The 15,742-nt window shown below is 71.4% G+C and carries 14 protein-coding genes; 9 read left to right on the top strand and 5 right to left on the bottom strand.

From position 1 onward, the window contains the following. The first annotated feature begins 1 nt into the window (after nucleotide 1). Nucleotides 2–871, top strand: a complete 870-nt coding sequence (locus tag GT755_RS22065; RefSeq protein WP_161481545.1) for an amidohydrolase family protein — start codon at nucleotides 2–4, stop codon at nucleotides 869–871. Here GT755_RS22065 and GT755_RS22060 read toward each other — a convergent pair. The 3 genes from GT755_RS22060 to GT755_RS22050 form a co-directional block, all read right to left on the bottom strand. Then, nucleotides 844–1,683, bottom strand: a complete 840-nt coding sequence (locus GT755_RS22060; protein WP_161481544.1) for an SAM-dependent methyltransferase — start codon at nucleotides 1,681–1,683, stop codon at nucleotides 844–846. The genes GT755_RS22065 and GT755_RS22060 overlap by 28 nt on opposite strands. A gap of 79 nt (nucleotides 1,684–1,762) precedes the next feature. Beyond that, a complete protein-coding gene (locus GT755_RS22055) occupies nucleotides 1,763–2,782 on the bottom strand; it encodes an adenosine deaminase (protein ID WP_161481543.1) in 1,020 nt (339 codons plus the stop codon). A gap of 55 nt (nucleotides 2,783–2,837) precedes the next feature. Beyond that, complete coding sequence (locus GT755_RS22050) at nucleotides 2,838–3,923, bottom strand: S1C family serine protease (RefSeq protein ID WP_161481542.1); 1,086 nt, start codon at nucleotides 3,921–3,923, stop codon at nucleotides 2,838–2,840. A gap of 96 nt (nucleotides 3,924–4,019) precedes the next feature. Here GT755_RS22050 and GT755_RS22045 point away from each other — a divergent pair, with 96 nt between their 5' ends. From GT755_RS22045 to GT755_RS22035, 3 genes are all read left to right on the top strand, one after another. Then, complete coding sequence (locus GT755_RS22045; RefSeq protein WP_161481541.1) at nucleotides 4,020–4,844, top strand: hypothetical protein; 825 nt, start codon at nucleotides 4,020–4,022, stop codon at nucleotides 4,842–4,844. 58 nt (nucleotides 4,845–4,902) lie between these two features. Next, the gene (locus tag GT755_RS22040; RefSeq protein ID WP_161481540.1) at nucleotides 4,903–7,050 is read left to right on the top strand and encodes an acyl-CoA dehydrogenase; all 2,148 of its coding nucleotides are present in this window, start codon (nucleotides 4,903–4,905) and stop codon (nucleotides 7,048–7,050) included. A gap of 76 nt (nucleotides 7,051–7,126) precedes the next feature. After that, nucleotides 7,127–8,227 carry an NAD(P)H-dependent flavin oxidoreductase gene (locus tag GT755_RS22035; protein WP_161481539.1) on the top strand — a complete coding sequence of 367 codons (1,101 nt, stop codon included), beginning with the start codon at nucleotides 7,127–7,129 and terminating at the stop codon, nucleotides 8,225–8,227. On the opposite strand, the gene GT755_RS22030 is transcribed toward GT755_RS22035, so the two are convergent. Next, nucleotides 8,214–9,023 carry a crotonase/enoyl-CoA hydratase family protein gene (locus tag GT755_RS22030; RefSeq protein WP_328794455.1) on the bottom strand — a complete coding sequence of 270 codons (810 nt, stop codon included), beginning with the start codon at nucleotides 9,021–9,023 and terminating at the stop codon, nucleotides 8,214–8,216. The genes GT755_RS22035 and GT755_RS22030 overlap by 14 nt on opposite strands. 58 nt (nucleotides 9,024–9,081) lie before the next feature. Between GT755_RS22030 and GT755_RS22025 the strand changes: the two genes are divergently transcribed. From GT755_RS22025 to GT755_RS22005, 5 genes are read left to right on the top strand one after another with little or no spacing between them, the layout of a single operon-like run. Next, on the top strand, nucleotides 9,082–10,614 hold the full coding sequence (locus tag GT755_RS22025; protein WP_161481537.1) for an acyl-CoA synthetase: 1,533 nt from the start codon (nucleotides 9,082–9,084) through the stop codon (nucleotides 10,612–10,614). Further along, nucleotides 10,604–11,464 (top strand): Zn-ribbon domain-containing OB-fold protein, encoded by an 861-nt coding sequence (locus GT755_RS22020; protein WP_328794454.1) that lies wholly within the window; start codon nucleotides 10,604–10,606, stop codon nucleotides 11,462–11,464. Before GT755_RS22025 ends, GT755_RS22020 begins: the two co-directional genes overlap by 11 nt. Continuing rightward, nucleotides 11,464–12,441, top strand: a complete 978-nt coding sequence (locus GT755_RS22015; RefSeq protein WP_161481536.1) for a lipid-transfer protein — start codon at nucleotides 11,464–11,466, stop codon at nucleotides 12,439–12,441. The genes GT755_RS22020 and GT755_RS22015 overlap by 1 nt, the downstream gene beginning before the upstream one ends. Beyond that, the gene (locus tag GT755_RS22010; RefSeq protein WP_161481535.1) at nucleotides 12,441–13,589 is read left to right on the top strand and encodes a thiolase domain-containing protein; all 1,149 of its coding nucleotides are present in this window, start codon (nucleotides 12,441–12,443) and stop codon (nucleotides 13,587–13,589) included. Before GT755_RS22015 ends, GT755_RS22010 begins: the two co-directional genes overlap by 1 nt. Next, a complete protein-coding gene (locus GT755_RS22005; RefSeq protein ID WP_328794453.1) occupies nucleotides 13,586–15,148 on the top strand; it encodes an acyl-CoA synthetase in 1,563 nt (520 codons plus the stop codon). Before GT755_RS22010 ends, GT755_RS22005 begins: the two co-directional genes overlap by 4 nt. Here the strand turns inward: GT755_RS22005 and GT755_RS22000 are convergent. After that, nucleotides 15,138–15,722, bottom strand: a complete 585-nt coding sequence (locus tag GT755_RS22000; protein ID WP_161481534.1) for a dihydrofolate reductase family protein — start codon at nucleotides 15,720–15,722, stop codon at nucleotides 15,138–15,140. The two genes, GT755_RS22005 and GT755_RS22000, sit on opposite strands and share 11 nt — an antisense overlap. Between the last annotated feature and the right edge of the window lie 20 nt (nucleotides 15,723–15,742).

Here is a 15,742-nt window from a genome sequence, read left to right as displayed (position 1 = left end):
CATGTCGGTGGAGGAGGTCTGGCGAGGGCTGGGGCTGCCGGGCATCGTCGACGTGCACACCCACTTCATGCCGCAGCGGGTGCTCGACAAGGTGCAGGCCTATTTCGCCGGCGCCGAGGCCCATCTCGGGTTCCCCTGGCCGATCGCCCACGGGAACAACCCGGACGACCACGTGAAGAGGTTGCGGGAGTTCGGCGTGGTCGCCTTCACCTCGATGATCTACCCCCACAAGCCCGGCATGGCGGCCTGGCTCAACGCGTGGGCGCGGGAGTTCGCCGCCGCCACCCCCGGCTGCGCCCGCACGGCGACGTTCTTCCCCGAGGAGTCCGCCGGAGGCTACGTACAGGAGGCTCTGGACGGCGGGGCCCGGGTGTTCAAGGCGCATCTGCAAGTGGGGGAGTACGACCCCCGCGACCCGCTGCTCGACGACGTCTGGGGGATGATCGCCGACGCGGGGGTGCCGGTGGTGACCCACTGCGGGTCGGGGCCGGTGCCGGGGCGGTTCACCGGGCCGGGGCCGATCACCGGGGTGCTCGAGAGGCATCCCCGGCTGAGGATCGTGGTGGCCCACATGGGGCTGCCCGAATACGGCGCGTTCCTCGACCTGGCCGGGCGGTTTCCCGGGGTCGGCCTCGACACGACCATGGCGTTCACCGAGTTCACCGAGAAGGCGTGGCCGTTTCCGGCCTCCGAACGGTCACGCCTGCTCGACTACCGGGACCGGGTCTTCTTCGGCAGCGACTTCCCGAACATCCCCTACTCCTACGCGGAGGCGGTCGGCGCGCTGGTCCGGCTGGACCTCGGTGACGACTGGCTCCGGGCCGTGCTCTACGGCAACGGCGTTCAGATCTTGCGGCCGATGGCGCCGTAGGCGCCGTGCTCGCGCTTGGGGGCCAGCTCGGGGTCTTCGTCGGGACGCCACATCGCGACCGGCACCATGCCCGGCTCGACCAGCTCGAAGCCCTCGAAGTACTCGCTGATCTGCGCCTTGGTGCGCGGGGTGAAGCCGAGGTCGGGCGTGCGGTAGGCGTCGGCGGCGTCGCCGACCGCCTTGGGGAAGAAGTCGGCCGTCACGTGGCTGACCGCGAAGTAGCTGCCGGGAACGAGCGCCTCGGTGTACTGGCGCACCAGGCCGGGCGGGTCCTCCTCGTCGGTGATGAACATCAGGGTGCCGACGATGACCAGGGCCACCGGCTCGCGGAAGTCGATGACGTCGTTGACCTCGGGGTGGTCGAGGATCGTCTTCGGGGCGCGCAGGTCGGCCTCCACGTAGCAGGTGCGGCCCTCCCCGGTGCTGCGGAGGAGCGCGCGGGCGTGGGTCATGACGATGGGGTCGTTGTCGACGTAGGCGATCCTGGCCGCCGGGTTGACCTGCTGGGCGACCTCGTGGGTGTTGCCCTGGGTGGGGATGCCGGTGCCGATGTCGAGGAACTGCGTGATGCCCTGTTCGGCCAGGAACCGCACCGCCCGGCCGAGGAAGGCGCGGTTGTCACGGGCTCCCTGGACGATGCCCGGCGCGGCGGCGGCGGTGCCCTCGGCGACCTTGCGGTCGGCCTCGAAGTTGTCCTTGCCGCCGAGCCAGTAGTCGTACACGCGGGCCGAATGGGGGATCGACGTGTCGATCCGCGGCGTGTTCTCCTCACGCGGGGACGACCACGGCAACAGGTTCTTCGGCTCCGACATCAGGGCTCCAATGGAGGTCGCGGCTCTGGTCAGCATAGACCCCTTGATCGTCGGCGCAGCCGGATTCCGGCGTACGCCGTTAAAGGCGGGCGTAGTCCGCTATTTCGGACAGCAGGGCGCGCTTTCCCGCCTCGTCCAGGAACGACGCCCGGACCGCGTTCCCGGCCAGTTCGGCGATTCCCGCGTGGTCGAGGCCCAACAGCCGGGCGGCGACGGCGTACTCCTGGTTGAGGGAGGTGCCGAACATGGGCGGGTCGTCGCTGTTGATCGTGACGAGGACCCCGGCCTTCACGAGCTCGGGCAGCGGGTGCTCCTCCAGCGAGGCGACGGCGCGGGTGCAGACGTTGGACGTCGGGCAGACCTCCAGCGCGATCCGGTTCTCGGCCAGGTGCTCCAGCAGGGCGGGGTCGCCGGCGCTGCCGATGCCGTGCCCGATGCGCTCGGCCTTCAGGTCGCGCAGCGCCTCCCACACGGTCTCGGCGCCGGTGGTCTCCCCGGCGTGCGGGAGCGAGTGGAGGCCCTCGGCGCGGGCGGCGTCGAAGTAGGGGGCGAACTGCTTCCTCGGCACGCCGACCTCCGGGCCGCCGAGGCCGAAGCCGATCAGGCCGTCGGGGCGCTGGTCGAGGGCGATCCGCAGGGTGCTCTCGGCCGCCGGGAGGCCCAGCTCGCCGGGGATGTCGAAGATCCACTTGAAGGTCAGGCCGTGGTCACGCAGCACCCGGGCGCGGGCGTCCTCGATGATCTCGCAGAACTGCTCCGCGGCGAACCCGTTGATCAGGTGGGTGTACGGCGTCACGGTCAGCTCGACGTAACGGGCGTTCTGCGCCGCCAGGTCGCGGCCCACCCCGTAGAAGAGCTGCCACAGGTCATCGGGGTCGCGGATCAGGTTGAGGACCGAGACGTACACCTCGATGAAGTGGCCGAAGTCGCGGAAGGTGAAGAACTCGGCCAGCCGCTCGGGGTCGGCGGGCACGGGGGTGCTGCCCTCGTGGCGGGCGGCGAGCTCGGCCACCACCCGGGGGGAGGCGGAGCCGACGTGGTGGACGTGCAGCTCCGCTTTGGGCAGACCGGCGATGAAGGAGTCCAGATCTGGTGTCACGTGCCCGACCGTAACAACCGGCCCGACCGAACACCCAACTTCTTACACGGAAATGTCAGCTTCCGCCCGGAAGTTCGCCCAGCGTCACCTGCACGGTCGTCTCGGAGCCGTCCGAGCGGCGCACCACGACCGGCACCTTCTGACCCGGCTTCAGCGTCGCCAGCACCTCGCTCAGGGTCGTGGTGTCCTCGGTGGCCTTGCCGTTCACGCTGGTGATGACGTCGCCGGTCCGGATCCCGGCCTTCTCGCTCGGGCCGTTCCTGGTCACCGCGCCGACCTGCACGCCCATCGGCTCTCCGTTCCGGCCGATGGCCGTCCCCACCTGCACACCCAGGGCGGCCCGGCGGGAGTTGACCACCCGGCCGTTCTGCACGATCTGCCGTGTGATGTCGGTGGCCGTCGCGCTCGGGATGGCGAAGCCGATGCCGTCGGCGGGGCCCTGCTGCGGATTGTTGGCGCCCAGGGTCGGGATGCCGATCACCTGACCGTGCAGGTCGACCAGGGCGCCGCCGCTGTTGCCCGGGTTGATCGGCGCCGAGGTCTGGACGGCGTTGGTGATGGTGGCGCCCGGCGTGCCGCCCTCTCGGGGGCCGGAGATCGTCCGGCCGAGCGCCGACACGATGCCCGTGGTGACCGTGCCGGAGAAGCCCAATGGATTGCCCATGGCCAGCACGATCTGGCCCACCCGGAGCTTGGACGAGTCGCCGAAGACCGCCGGGGTCAGCCCGCGCGGATCGGTGACCTTGATGACGGCCAGATCGCCCGCCGGGAAGGAGCTCACGAGGGTGGCCTCGCGCGCCGCGCCTCCGGTCGGGACGGTGACCTCGAAGTCACGGGCGTCGCCCACCACGTGGGCGTTGGTCACGACGTGCCCCTGGGTGTCGAAGACGATGCCGGAGCCGAGGGCGTTCCCGGTGGTGATCTGCACGATCGACGGGAGCACTTTGTGGATGACGTCCTCGTACAGCGACTCCAGGCCCAGGGCCTGCTGGGCCGGCGTCACCGGCGCGCCCGGCACGGTCGACGTGGGAGCCGCTGACGGGGTCGCCGTCGCCGTGCCGGGTGACGAGTTTGCGCAGCCTGCCGCCGCCGCGAGACAGGCGAGAACGGCGATCCGGGTGATGACCGGCGAGAATTCCATGCGCACCTGTCTACCCAGGTGGATCACCGGATTCCAGCACCGTTGGAGCGTGCCATCGTCCGGCTTCGATCATGAATATTGACGTAATCTGCCGTCATGGCGGACGAACTCGGCACCCCTGCCCGGCCGTCGGCACGCTCCTACGACGCGCCAACCACCCCGATGCCCGTCTACCGCCCGCCCGCCGAGGCCGAGGCGGCCCCCGCTCCCGCTCCGCCGCCGCCCTCCTCCGGCAACCGGGCGCGGGTCTTGTGGACGGTCTTCGCCGCCCTGGTCACGGTCGCCGCGGTGGTCTTCGCCTTCTCCGCGTTCTCGGCCGACGAGCCGGTCCGCGAGGTGGCCGTGCTCCCCGCCGCCGACTCCGCGCCCAGCGCCCCCGCGCCCGCCCGCACCCCGCTCACGCTGCCCGCGCCGCCGGTCCGCAAGGCCCTGGCGACCTATCCCGGCGCCGGCACGCCCACCGCCGGCCTCGTCGACGACCGGCGTTCCGGCATCGTGTACGCCGCCTTCGCCGCCCCCTGGGAGCGGGTCGAACCCGACCCCTTCCAGTTCCGCCAGCGGGCCGGCCAGGCCGTCATCGCCTCCGCCCCGATCCCCGGCGCCGACCCCGGCACCCCGAAGACCGCGGCCCAGTGGCGGGCCCTGACCGCCAGGGCAGCCCGCTGGACGGTCGCCCGCTACCAGCCCGGCGAGGCCACGTTCCAGTGGACCGCCTCCCAGCGCACCCGCCACGGCACCGGCTGGCTGCTCGGCTACCGGGTGGCCTGGGAGACCGGGGGCAAGCGCCGGACCGCCGAGGCCGTCGTGGCGCTCATGAAGACCAGGGGGAAGCCCGCGATGCTTTTCGCCTCGGTGCCCGATTCGCGGAAAGAGCTGCGTAAAGACCTGAACGTCCTGCTTGAGACGCTTCGCCCCCGGTAGCCTCGAAGCTTCTTCTAGAATATGATTCTGTCCACATTGCCGAGTGTGGAGGGGTCAGATGGCGATCGGGCTGAGCGAAGAGCACGAAGCGCTGCGTGAGTCGGTGACGGGCTGGGCGGGGCGTCACATCACGCCGCAGGTCGTGCGGGCCGAGCCGGCGGGACGGCCTCCGTTCTGGTCCGGCCTCGCCGACCAGGGTCTGCTCGGCCTGCACCTGCCGGAAGAGGTCGGCGGCTCCGGCTACGGCCTGCTGGAGGCCGCCGTGGCGGTCGAGGCCCTGGCCGAGAAGATGGCGCCCGGCCCCTACGTGCCGACCGTGCTGGCCGGTGCGGCGATCCACGCCTCCGACAGCAAGGCCTTCGGCGAGGTGTTGTCGGGCCTGGCCGACGGGTCGCTGACCGGCGCGCTCGCCCTCGACGCGAACCTGACCGGCACGGGCCGGGTCTCCGGGGTGGCCGAACAGGTGCTCGGCGCCGCCGAGGCCGACATCCTGGTGCTCCCGGCCGGGGACACGTGGGTGGTCGTCGAGGCCTCGGCCGCGACGGTGACCCCGATCCCGGCGCTCGACCTCACCCGGGGGGTCGCCCGGGTCGAACTGGCCGACGCCGAGGCGCGGGTCCTCGACGGCCTGACCACCGAGACCGTGCGTCACCTGGCCGCCGTGCTGCTGGGCGCCGACGCCATCGGCGTGGCCGCCTGGTGCGTCGCCGCCGCCGCCGACTACGCGAAGGTCCGGGTCCAGTTCGGCCGTCCGATCGGCCAGTTCCAGGGCATCAAGCACAAGCTCTCGCGCATGCTCGTCGTGCTGGAGCAGGCCCGCGCGACCGTCTGGGACGCCACCCGCGCCACCGGCGACGAGCGCGACTACGCGGCGGCGATCGCCGGGGTGGTCGCCCCCGACGCGGCCGTGCAGTGCGCCAAGGACGCCATCCAGACCTTCGGCGGCATCGGCTACACCTACGAGCACGACGCCCACCTCTACTTCCGCCGCGCCCTCACGATCCGGGCCCTGACCGGCTCGTCGGCCGACTGGAAGGAGCGGGTGGCCACGCTGAGCCTGGCGGGCGTGAGCCGGGAGATGCGGCTCGACCTGCCCGAAGACGCCGAGCCGCTGCGCGAGCGCATCCGCGGCGAACTGGCGGAGATCGTCCCGCTGGAGGGGGTCGAGCAGAAGCGGGCGCTGGCCGCCGCCGGGTTCGTGATGCCCCACCTGCCGGCGCCGTGGGGGCGGAACGCCCCGCCGCTGGAGCAGGTGCTGATCCAGCAGGAGATCAAGGCGGCCGGGCTGAAGCTCCCACAGATGATCATCGGCGCGTGGGTGGTGCCCTCGATCGCCGTGTACGGCACCGAGGAGCAGCAGCAGCGTTTCCTGCCCCGCACCCTCAGCGGGGAGCTCGTCTGGTGCCAGTTGTTCTCCGAGCCCGGGGCCGGATCCGACCTGGCCAACGTCCAGATGAAGGCCGAGCGGGTCGAGGGCGGCTGGCGGCTCAACGGGCAGAAGATCTGGACCAGCGTGGCGCACGTCGCCGAGTGGGGCATCTGCATCGCCCGCACGTCCAGCGAGGGCTCCAAGCACGACGGCATCACCTACTTCATCGTCGACATGAAGGCCGAGGGCGTCACGGTCCGGCCGCTGACCGAGATGACCGGCGAGAACCTGTTCAACGAGGTCTTCTTCGACGACGCGTTCGTGCCCGACGAGCTCGTGGTCGGCGCGGTGAACGAGGGCTGGAAGGTGGCCCGCAACACGCTGTCGAACGAGCGGGTGTCGTTGTCGTCGGGGTCGGGCGGCACCGGGTCGTCGGTGCCCGACCTGCTCGGGCTGGCCGGGCGGCTCGGACGGGAGCTGACGCCGGTCGAGCGGCAGGAGCTCGCCGAGGTCGTCTGCGAGGGCCACTCGATCAACGCCCTGTCGTTGCGGGTCACGCTGAAGCAGCTCGCCGGCACCGAGCCGGGCGCCGACGCGTCGGTGCGCAAGCTGCTGTCGACCTCGCACGCGCAGCACGTCTCCGAATGCGCGGTGAACCTGATCGGCCCGGCCGCGGTGACGGCGGCAGACTGGAAGCTGGGCGACGCCGGCTACTGGAACCGGGCGATCCTCGCCACCCGGGCCATGACGATCTACGGCGGCACCACGGAGGTGCAGCTCAACATCATCGGCGAGCGCATGCTGGGCCTGCCCCGCGACCCCGAGCCGGGTAAGTAAGAACCTGTTACCTAAACCTGTTCCAGGCCTGTTTCAAGACCTGGAACAGGTTGCAGTTCGGTTGTAGCGTCGGGACATGCGGACCCGCGCGGCCGACATGTTCGGCCTTGAGTTCCCGATCTTCGCGTTCAGTCACTGCCGCGACGTGGTCGCCGCGGTCAGCCGGGCCGGGGGCATGGGCGTCCTCGGCGCCCTCTACTTCACGCCCGAAGAGCTGGAGACCGAGCTCGCCTGGATCGACGCCAACGTCGACGGCAGGCCCTACGGCGTCGACGTCGTGATGCCCGCCTCCTACGAGGGTGCGGAGTTCGCGCCCGAGGAACTCGTCGGGCGGCTCCAGGGGATGATCCCGGACGGTCACCGGAAGTTCGTCGACGACCTGCTGGCCCGCCACGGCGTGGCCGAGTCGGACGGCGCGGCCGGGCGGGTGCTGCTCGGCTGGACCGACGCCACCGCCCGTCCCCAGGTCGAGGTCGCCCTGAGGCACCCGATAGCGCTGCTCGCCAACGCCCTCGGGCCACCTCCCGCCGACGTGGTCGAGATGGCCCATGCCAAGGGCGTGAAGGTCGCCGCGCTGGCGTCCACGCCCCGGCACGCCGTCAAGCAGGTCGAGGTCGGGGTCGACCTGGTGGTGGCGCAGGGCACCGAGGCCGGCGGGCACACCGGCGAGATCTCCACCATGGTGCTGATCCCGCAGGTCGTCGACGCGGTCGACGTGCCGGTGCTGGCCGCCGGGGGCATCGGCGACGGGCGGCAGGTCGCCGCCGGGCTCGCGCTCGGGGCCGAGGGGGTCTGGACGGGCTCGATCTGGCTGACCGTCGAGGAGGCCGACACCCCGGCGGCGGCCCGCGACAAGATCCTCGCGGCGACCTCCCGCGACACCGTCAGGTCGCGGTCGTGGACCGGCAAGCCCGCCCGGCTGCTCAAGAACAAGTGGACCGACGCCTGGGAGGCCGCCGACTCGCCCGGCACGCTGCCGATGCCGCTGCAGTTCATGCTGGTCAGCGACGCGCTGCGGCGGATCGGCCGGTCGGACGCGAAGGAACTGGCCACCTTCCCGGCCGGTCAGATCATCGGCACGATGAACGACGTCAAACCGGCCAGGCAGGTGGTCTTCGACCTCGTCGAGGGCTACATCGAGGCCATGGACCGGCTGCGGGCCATCAGTGACCGGTGAACCGGGCGGGCCGCTTGTCCCGGAAGGCACGGGCCCCCTCCTTGGCGTCCTCGCTGCCGATGACGGGCCAGCCGAGCGCGTCGGAGACCTTCAGCGCCTCCTCTTCCGGCAGCCCGATCGTGTCGCGGTAGGCCCGCAGGATCGCCCGCACCGCGAGCGGCCCGCTGGCGGCCACGTCGTCGGCCAGTTCCCGGGCCCTTTCGAGCGCCTGGCCGTCGGGCACGACCTGGTTGACCAGGCCCATGCGCTGCGCCTCGTGCGCGCCGACCGGACGGCCGGTGAGCAGCAGGTCCATGGCGAAGGCGTAGGGGATCTGGCGGGCCAGCCGGATCGCGCTGCCGCCCATCGGGAACAGCGCGCGCTTGGCCTCGAACAGGCCCAGCGTCGCGCTCTCGGCGACCACCCGCAGGTCGGTGCCGACCAGCAGTTCGGTGCCGCCCGCGACGGCGTAGCCCTCGACGGCGCAGATGATCGGTTTGGTGGGCATGGCCTCGCGGAGCAGGCCGCGCCAGTGGTAGTTGGGGATCTGGGCGGCCCTGGCGCGGACGTGCTCGTCCTCGCTCGGGCTCGCCATGGCCTTGAGGTCGGCGCCGGCGCAGAACGTGCCGCTCGCGCCGGTCAGGATGCCGACCCTGACGTCCTCCTGTTCGGATATGTACGTCCAGGCCTCCGCCAGCCCGACGAGCATGTCGGTGGAGAGGGCGTTGCGCGCCTCCTGGCGGTCCATGGTCACGATCACGACGTGGCCGTCGCGGTCGACGCGGCAGTGCGGGGTGCTGATCGGCAGGCGTTCCACGTACGTACTGTCCGACGCCGACCTCCAGAGATCAAGCGCTTGGTTGGAAGGAGCGCTCATGAGTTCACTCGGATTCTGGCGGCTCGCGCAGGCCGACCCCGCCTGGATCGCCGCGGTCGATCCCGACGGCACCGAGCACACGGCCGGTGACCTGCTGGCCCGCGCGAACGGGCTGGTGCACGGGCTGCGCGACCTCGGGCTGCGACCCGGCGACGGGATCTGCGGGCTGGTGCCCAACGGGGCCGACGGGCTGGTGCTCTACCTGGCGGCGCTGCAGGCCGGGTGGTACTACACGCCGGTCAACTGGCACCTGACGGGGCCGGAGATCGCGTACATCGTCGAGGACAGCGAGGCCAAGGCCTACTTCGTGGACGAGAGGTTCGCCGTCGAAGGGGCACGCGGCCGGGCCGGGCTCGGGCCGGAGCGCTGTTTCGCCTTCGGGGAGGTCAAGGGCTTCGCACCGCCGCCCACCGGGCCCGCCGACCTGCCCGCCGACCGGACCGCCGGGGCGACGATGCACTACACCTCCGGGACGACCGGACGCCCCAAAGGGGTCCGGCGCGCGCTGAGCGGCCTCGACCCCGACGACATGGCCGAGCTCATGACGTCGCTGCTGAGGTTGTTCGGCATCACCCCCGGACAGCCCAACGCCCACCTGGTCACCGCGCCCGCCTACCACACCGCCGTCACCCAGTTCGGCGGCAGCGCCCTGCACATGGGCCACACGCTGGTGCTGATGGACAAGTGGGACGCCGAGGAGACGCTGCGGCTGTGTGAGCGCTACCGCGTCACCAACTCCCACCTGGTCCCGACCCACTTCAAGCGGTTGTTGTCGCTGCCGGAGGAGGTCCGGGCCCGCTACGACCTGTCGTCGCTGCGCTGGATGATCCACGCCGCCGCGCCCTGCCCGGTGCCGGTCAAGGCGGCGATGCTCGACTGGTGGGGCGACGTCGTCTACGAGTACTACGCCGCCACCGAGGGCGGCGGCACCCTCGCCACCCCGGAGGACTGGAAGAAGCACCCCGGCACGGTCGGCAAGGCCTGGCCGATCAGCGAGCTGCTCATCGTCGACGACGAGATGAACCCCGTCGAGCAGGGCACTCCCGGGACCATCTACATGAAGATGGGCGCCGCCGCGTTCGAGTACAAGGGGGACCCCGAGAAGACCCGGGCCAACCGGCTGCGCGACTTCTTTACCGTCGGCGACATCGGCTACCTCGACGAGGACGGGTTCCTGTTCCTCTGCGACCGCAAGGCCGACCTGATCATCTCGGGCGGGGCGAACATCTACCCGGCCGAGATCGAGAACGAGCTGCTCGTGCACCCGAAGGTCGCCGACGTCGCGGTGTTCGGCATCCCCGACGACGAGTGGGGCGAGCAGATCAAGGCGGTCGTCGAGCCCGCCGAAGGGGTGATCCCCGGCCCCGAGCTGGCCGCCGAGCTGCTCGACTCGCTGCGCGGGCGGCTGTCGACGATGAAGTGGCCCAAGACCATCGACTTCATCGCCGAGATGCCCCGCGAACCCAACGGCAAGCTGCTGAAACGCAAACTCCGGGCGCCTTACTGGGAGGGCCGGGCCAGTGCCATCTGAACCCCACCCCGAGATCAACCACGTATTGGAGTTCCCGGGCGGCTACACGCGCTCGACCGGGCCGGTCATCGGCCGTTTCCTCACCGAGCTGCGGGCCGGCCGCATCGTCGGCGTCCGCACGGCGGGCCGGCGGGTGCTGGTGCCGCCGTTGGAGTACGACCCGGCGACCGGCGAACCGGTCACGGACGAGTTCGTCGAGGTCGGCCCGGCCGGGACCGTCCGCGAGTGGACCTGGGTCGAGGAACCGCGCAAGAACCACCCGCTCGACCGGCCGTTCGCCTGGGCGCTCATCCGGCTCGACGGCGCGGACACCGCGCTGGTGCACGCGGTCGACGCTCCGGTGAAGGCGATGCGGACCGGGTTACGGGTCTGGCCACGCTGGCGGCACGACCGCGTCGGCTCGATCACCGACCTGGAGTGCTTCGTGCCCGAGGTGACCACGATCGTGGCGAACGTGCGGACCGAGTACACCGTGACGCCGGGCGCGGCCCTGGCCCGCTACCTCGACGCGCTGACCCGGGAAGTCTTCCTCGCGGGCCGCTGCCCGAGCTGCGAGAGCGTCTACGTGCCCTACCGGCTCTCGTGCCCGCAGTGCGGGTCGGTCATCGAGGAGGAGCTGGAGGTCGGACCGTCGGGCACGGTCACCACGTTCGCGATCAACAACCTGCCCGACCCGCGCGCGCCGCAGGTGCCGTTCGTGTCGGCGTACATCCTGCTCGACGGGGCCGACACCCCGATCATCGCGCTGCTGGGCTCGGTGGCGGCCGGGGAGGTCACCGTGGGGATGCGCGTCAGAGCCGTGTTCGAGGGCGGGACCGTGAAGTGGTTCGCGCCGGAACGGGAGGCGTGATGAGACCGGTCGCCGTCGCGGCGTTCGCGCAGACCACGCACACCGGCCACGACACGGGCCTGTCGGAGCCGGAATTGATCCTGCCGGTCATCCGGGCGGTACGCGAACAGTCGGGCCTCACCGAGTTCGGCTTCACCTGCTCGGGGAGCTGCGACTACCTGGCCGGGGCGCCGTTCTCGTTCGTGTCGGCCCTCGACGCGCTCGGCGCGTGGCCACCCATCCAGGAGAGCCACGTCGAGATGGACGCCGCCTTCGCGCTCTACGAGGCGTGGGTGCGATTACAACACGGCGACGTCGACTCGGCCCTGGTCTACGGCTTCGGCAAGTCGTCGATGGGCGACCTGCGCGAGATCATGACCCTCCAGCTCGACCCCTACTACCTCGCGCCGCTCGGCCTCGACCAGCTCTCCTACGCGGGCCTCCAGGGCTGCGCCGTCTCCTCGACGACCGCGGACATCGCCAGGCGCAGCTGGGAGTCCGCGCAGACCAACCCCTACGCGCTCAAGCTCCCCGAACCCGTGGAAACGGCCCCGATCACGGACGGAGCCGCCGCGATCGTGCTGGTCGCGGGCGATCTCCTCCGGGAACGCACGAACCTCGCCTACATCAACGGCATCGCACACCGCATAGACCCCCACTATCCGGGCATGAGGGACCTCGCCCGGTCGGCCTCCGCCGCCGCTGCCGCAACGGCGGCGGGGGTCGGCGAGGGCCCTGTCGACGTCGCCGAACTGCACGTCCAGTTCGCCCACGAGGAGACCATCCTCGCCGAGGCGCTCGGCCTCTCCGTCGACACGGTCATCAACCCCTCGGGCGGGCCGCTGGCCGCCAACCCGGTCATGGCGACCGGGCTCATCCGCATCGGCGAGGCCGCCGCCAGGGTCATGGACGGCACCGCCACCCGGGCCGTCGCCCACGCCACCAGCGGGCCCTGCCTCCAGCACAACCTCGTCGCCGTCCTGTCCCGGGAGTCGTGATGGGCAATCGTTGCGCGGTCATCGGGGTCGGCCAGACCCACTACACGACCCGGCGCCGGGACGTCTCCATGGCGGGGCTGGTCCGGGAGGCGGCGCTGCGCGCCTTGGAGGACGCCGGGCTCACCTTCGCCGACATCGACGCCGTGGTCGTCGGCAAGGCGCCCGACCTGTTCGAGGGCGTCATGATGCCGGAGGCCTACCTCGCCGACGCGCTCGGCGCGGCCGGGAAGCCCATGACGCGGGTGCACACGGCCGGGAGCGTCGGCGGGTCCACGGCACTGGTCGGGGCCTCGCTCATCCAGGGCGGCGTGCACGACCGGGTGCTGGTGGTGGCGTACGAGAAACAGAGCGAGTCGAACGCCACGTGGGCGCTGACCACCCATCTGCCGTTCACGTCGTCGCTGGTCGTGGGGGCGGGCGGCTACTTCGCCCCGCACATCCGCGAGTACATGCGGCGGTCGGGCGCGCCCGGCCACATCGGCACGCTCGTCGCGGTCAAGGACCGGCTGAACGCGCTGAAGAACCCCTACGCGCACCTGCGCATCCCCGGCATCGACCGGGCCATGGTCGAGTCGACGCCCATGTTGTGGGAGCCGATCCGCTACCTGGAGACCTGCCCGTCGTCCGACGGCGCGTGCGCGATCGTGTTGTCGTCGGAGCGGGCGGTCACCGGGACCCCGGCGTGGGTGCACGGCGGCGCGATGCGCTCCGAGCCGATCTTCCGGGCGGGCCGCGACACGGTCAGCCCGCAGGCCGGGACCGACTGCGCCGCGGACGTGTACCGCCAGGCCGGCGTGACCGACCCGCGCCGCGACCTCGACGTGGCCGAGGTCTACGTGCCGTTCAGCTGGTACGAGCCCATGTGGCTGGAGAACCTCGGCTTCTGCGGCGTCAACGAGGGCTGGAAGCTCACCGAGGCGGGGGCCACCGCGCTCGACGGCGACATCCCGTGGAACGCCTCCGGCGGAGTCCTGTCGAGCAACCCGATCGGCGCCTCCGGGCTCATCCGGTTCGCCGAGGCCGCGCTCCAGGTCCGGGGCATGGCCGGCGACCACCAGGTCGAGGGGGCCGGGAAGGCCCTCGGGCACGCGTACGGCGGAGGCGCGCAGTTCTTCGCCATGTGGATCGTCGGAGCGGAGAAGCCATGAGCCCGATGCACTTCCACCACGCCGACCTCTTCGAGGGCCTGGCCGACACGATCGGCGACCGGACCGCCGTGGTCTGCGGCGACGACCGGGCCACCTACGCCGAACTCGACGCCGCCGCCAACCGGCTGGCCCACCACCTCGCCGGGCACGTCCAGCCGGGGGAGCACGTCGGGATCCACCTCTACAACGGGCTCGAATACGTGACCTCACTGCTGGCGATCCTGAAGATCCGCGCGGTGCCGGTGAACGTCAACTACCGCTACGTCGCGGCGGAGCTGCGTTACCTGTACGACGACTCGGACATCGTCGCCCTGGTCTACTCCTCGGAGTTCGACGACCGGGTCGGCGCGGCGCGGACCGACCGGATGCGGCACCTGATCGCGGTGGGCGATTCGGCCATCGTGGACGCGGTGCCGTACCCGGAAGCGGTCCAGGGCTCTCCGGAACGCGACTTCGCCCCGCGCGACGGGCGCGACCTCTACATCATCTACACCGGCGGCACCACCGGCCTGCCCAAAGGCGTGTTGTGGACGCACGAGGACCTGTTCATGGCCTTCGGCGGCGGCAACCCCTACGGCCCCCCGCACACCACGCCCGAAGCGGTGATCGAGCAGGCCCGCACCGCCGGGCCGCTCACCATGATGGCGGCGGCCCCGCTCATGCACGGCGCGGCGCAGATGGGCACGTTCATCGCGTTCTGGATGGGCGCCACGATGGTCTACGTGCCGCGCTTCGAGGCGGACGCGGTGCTGCGCGCGATCGGGCGCGAGAAGGTGGTGTCGATCACCATCACCGGCGACGCGATGGCGGTCCCGCTGGCCGACGCACTGGAGGTCGGCGACTACGACCTGTCGTCGTTGTTCGTGCTCAGCTCGACCGGCGCGATCCTGACCGGCGCGGTCCGCGACCGCCTCCAGGCGCTGCTGCCGAACGTCATGATCATGGACAGCTTCGGCTCGACGGAGTCGGGCTACACCGCCTCGGCGGTCGCCGGGTCGTCACCCGAGGCGGGCCTGAAATACCAGCCCAACCCGAACGCGACGATGGCCGTCCTGGACGGCGCGCTGCGCCCCGTCGCCCCCGGCGAGATGGGCGTCGTGGCGAAGACCGGCCGGATCGCCCACGGCTACTACAAGGACCCGGTGAAGACCGCCGAAACCTTCGTGACCGACGCCGACGGCGTGAAGTGGCTGCTCACCGGCGACATCGCCCGCGTGGAGGAGGACGGCACCATCCGCGTCTACGGCCGCGGCTCCCAGTGCATCAACACCGGCGGCGAGAAGGTCTTCCCCGAAGAGGTCGAGGCGGTGTTGAAGGGCCACCCGGGCGTCTTCGACGCGGTCGTGACCGGCCTGCCCGACGACCGCTGGGGCCACCGCGTCGCCGCCGTCGTCGAGCCGCGCACGAAGGACCTCACGGAGACCGACCTCGACACCCACTGCCGCGAACGTCTGTCGGGCTACAAGGTCCCCCGGCAGTACGCGTTCGTGGACGAACTGGTGCGCTCGCCCTCGGGCAAGGCCGACTACCGGTGGGCTCGCGAGCAGTTCACCGTCTGACGTCGTAGGTCAGGTGGGTGGCCAGGGGTGAGGTCCGGCAGTCGACCAGGTCGAGGTCGGCCTGGAAGGTGCCGTCGAACAGGGCGGTGCCGCCGCCCAGGACCACCGGGGCGATAGTGATCGAGAGCCGGTCGACCACGCCCATCCGGAGATACTGCCTGATGACGTCGGCGCCGCCGCCGATGCCGATCGGGCGGTCGCCCGCCGTCTCCCTCGCCTGTCGCAGCGCCTCCTCGGCGCCGGTGACGTAGGTGAAGGCGGTCGGCAGGTCGTCGGTGACGCGGTTGGTCAGCACGAAGATCGGGCTGGCGAACGGGTTCTCGCCGCCCCACTGGCCGGCCGCGTCGAACATGCCGCGCCCGACGATGGCGGCGCCCGCCTGGTTCATCTCGGCGATGACCTGGGCGTCGACCGGATGGAGGTCGTGGCCGGACGACGGGCTCTCGTAGCTCCACGGCCCGCCGAACACCCAGTAGTGGAGGCGTTCGCCGCCGTCGCCGAGACCACGGCCGGGGCCCCAGTTCGGGCCGGAGACGAAACCGTCGAGGGAGATGGTGATGCCCGCGTGAATCATGCCGCCATCGTGCCGGACGG

Source organism: Herbidospora solisilvae, from assembly GCF_009901565.1.
Taxonomy (GTDB): domain Bacteria; phylum Actinomycetota; class Actinomycetes; order Streptosporangiales; family Streptosporangiaceae; genus Herbidospora; species Herbidospora solisilvae.
This window is presented reverse-complemented; position numbering and strand designations above follow the sequence as displayed.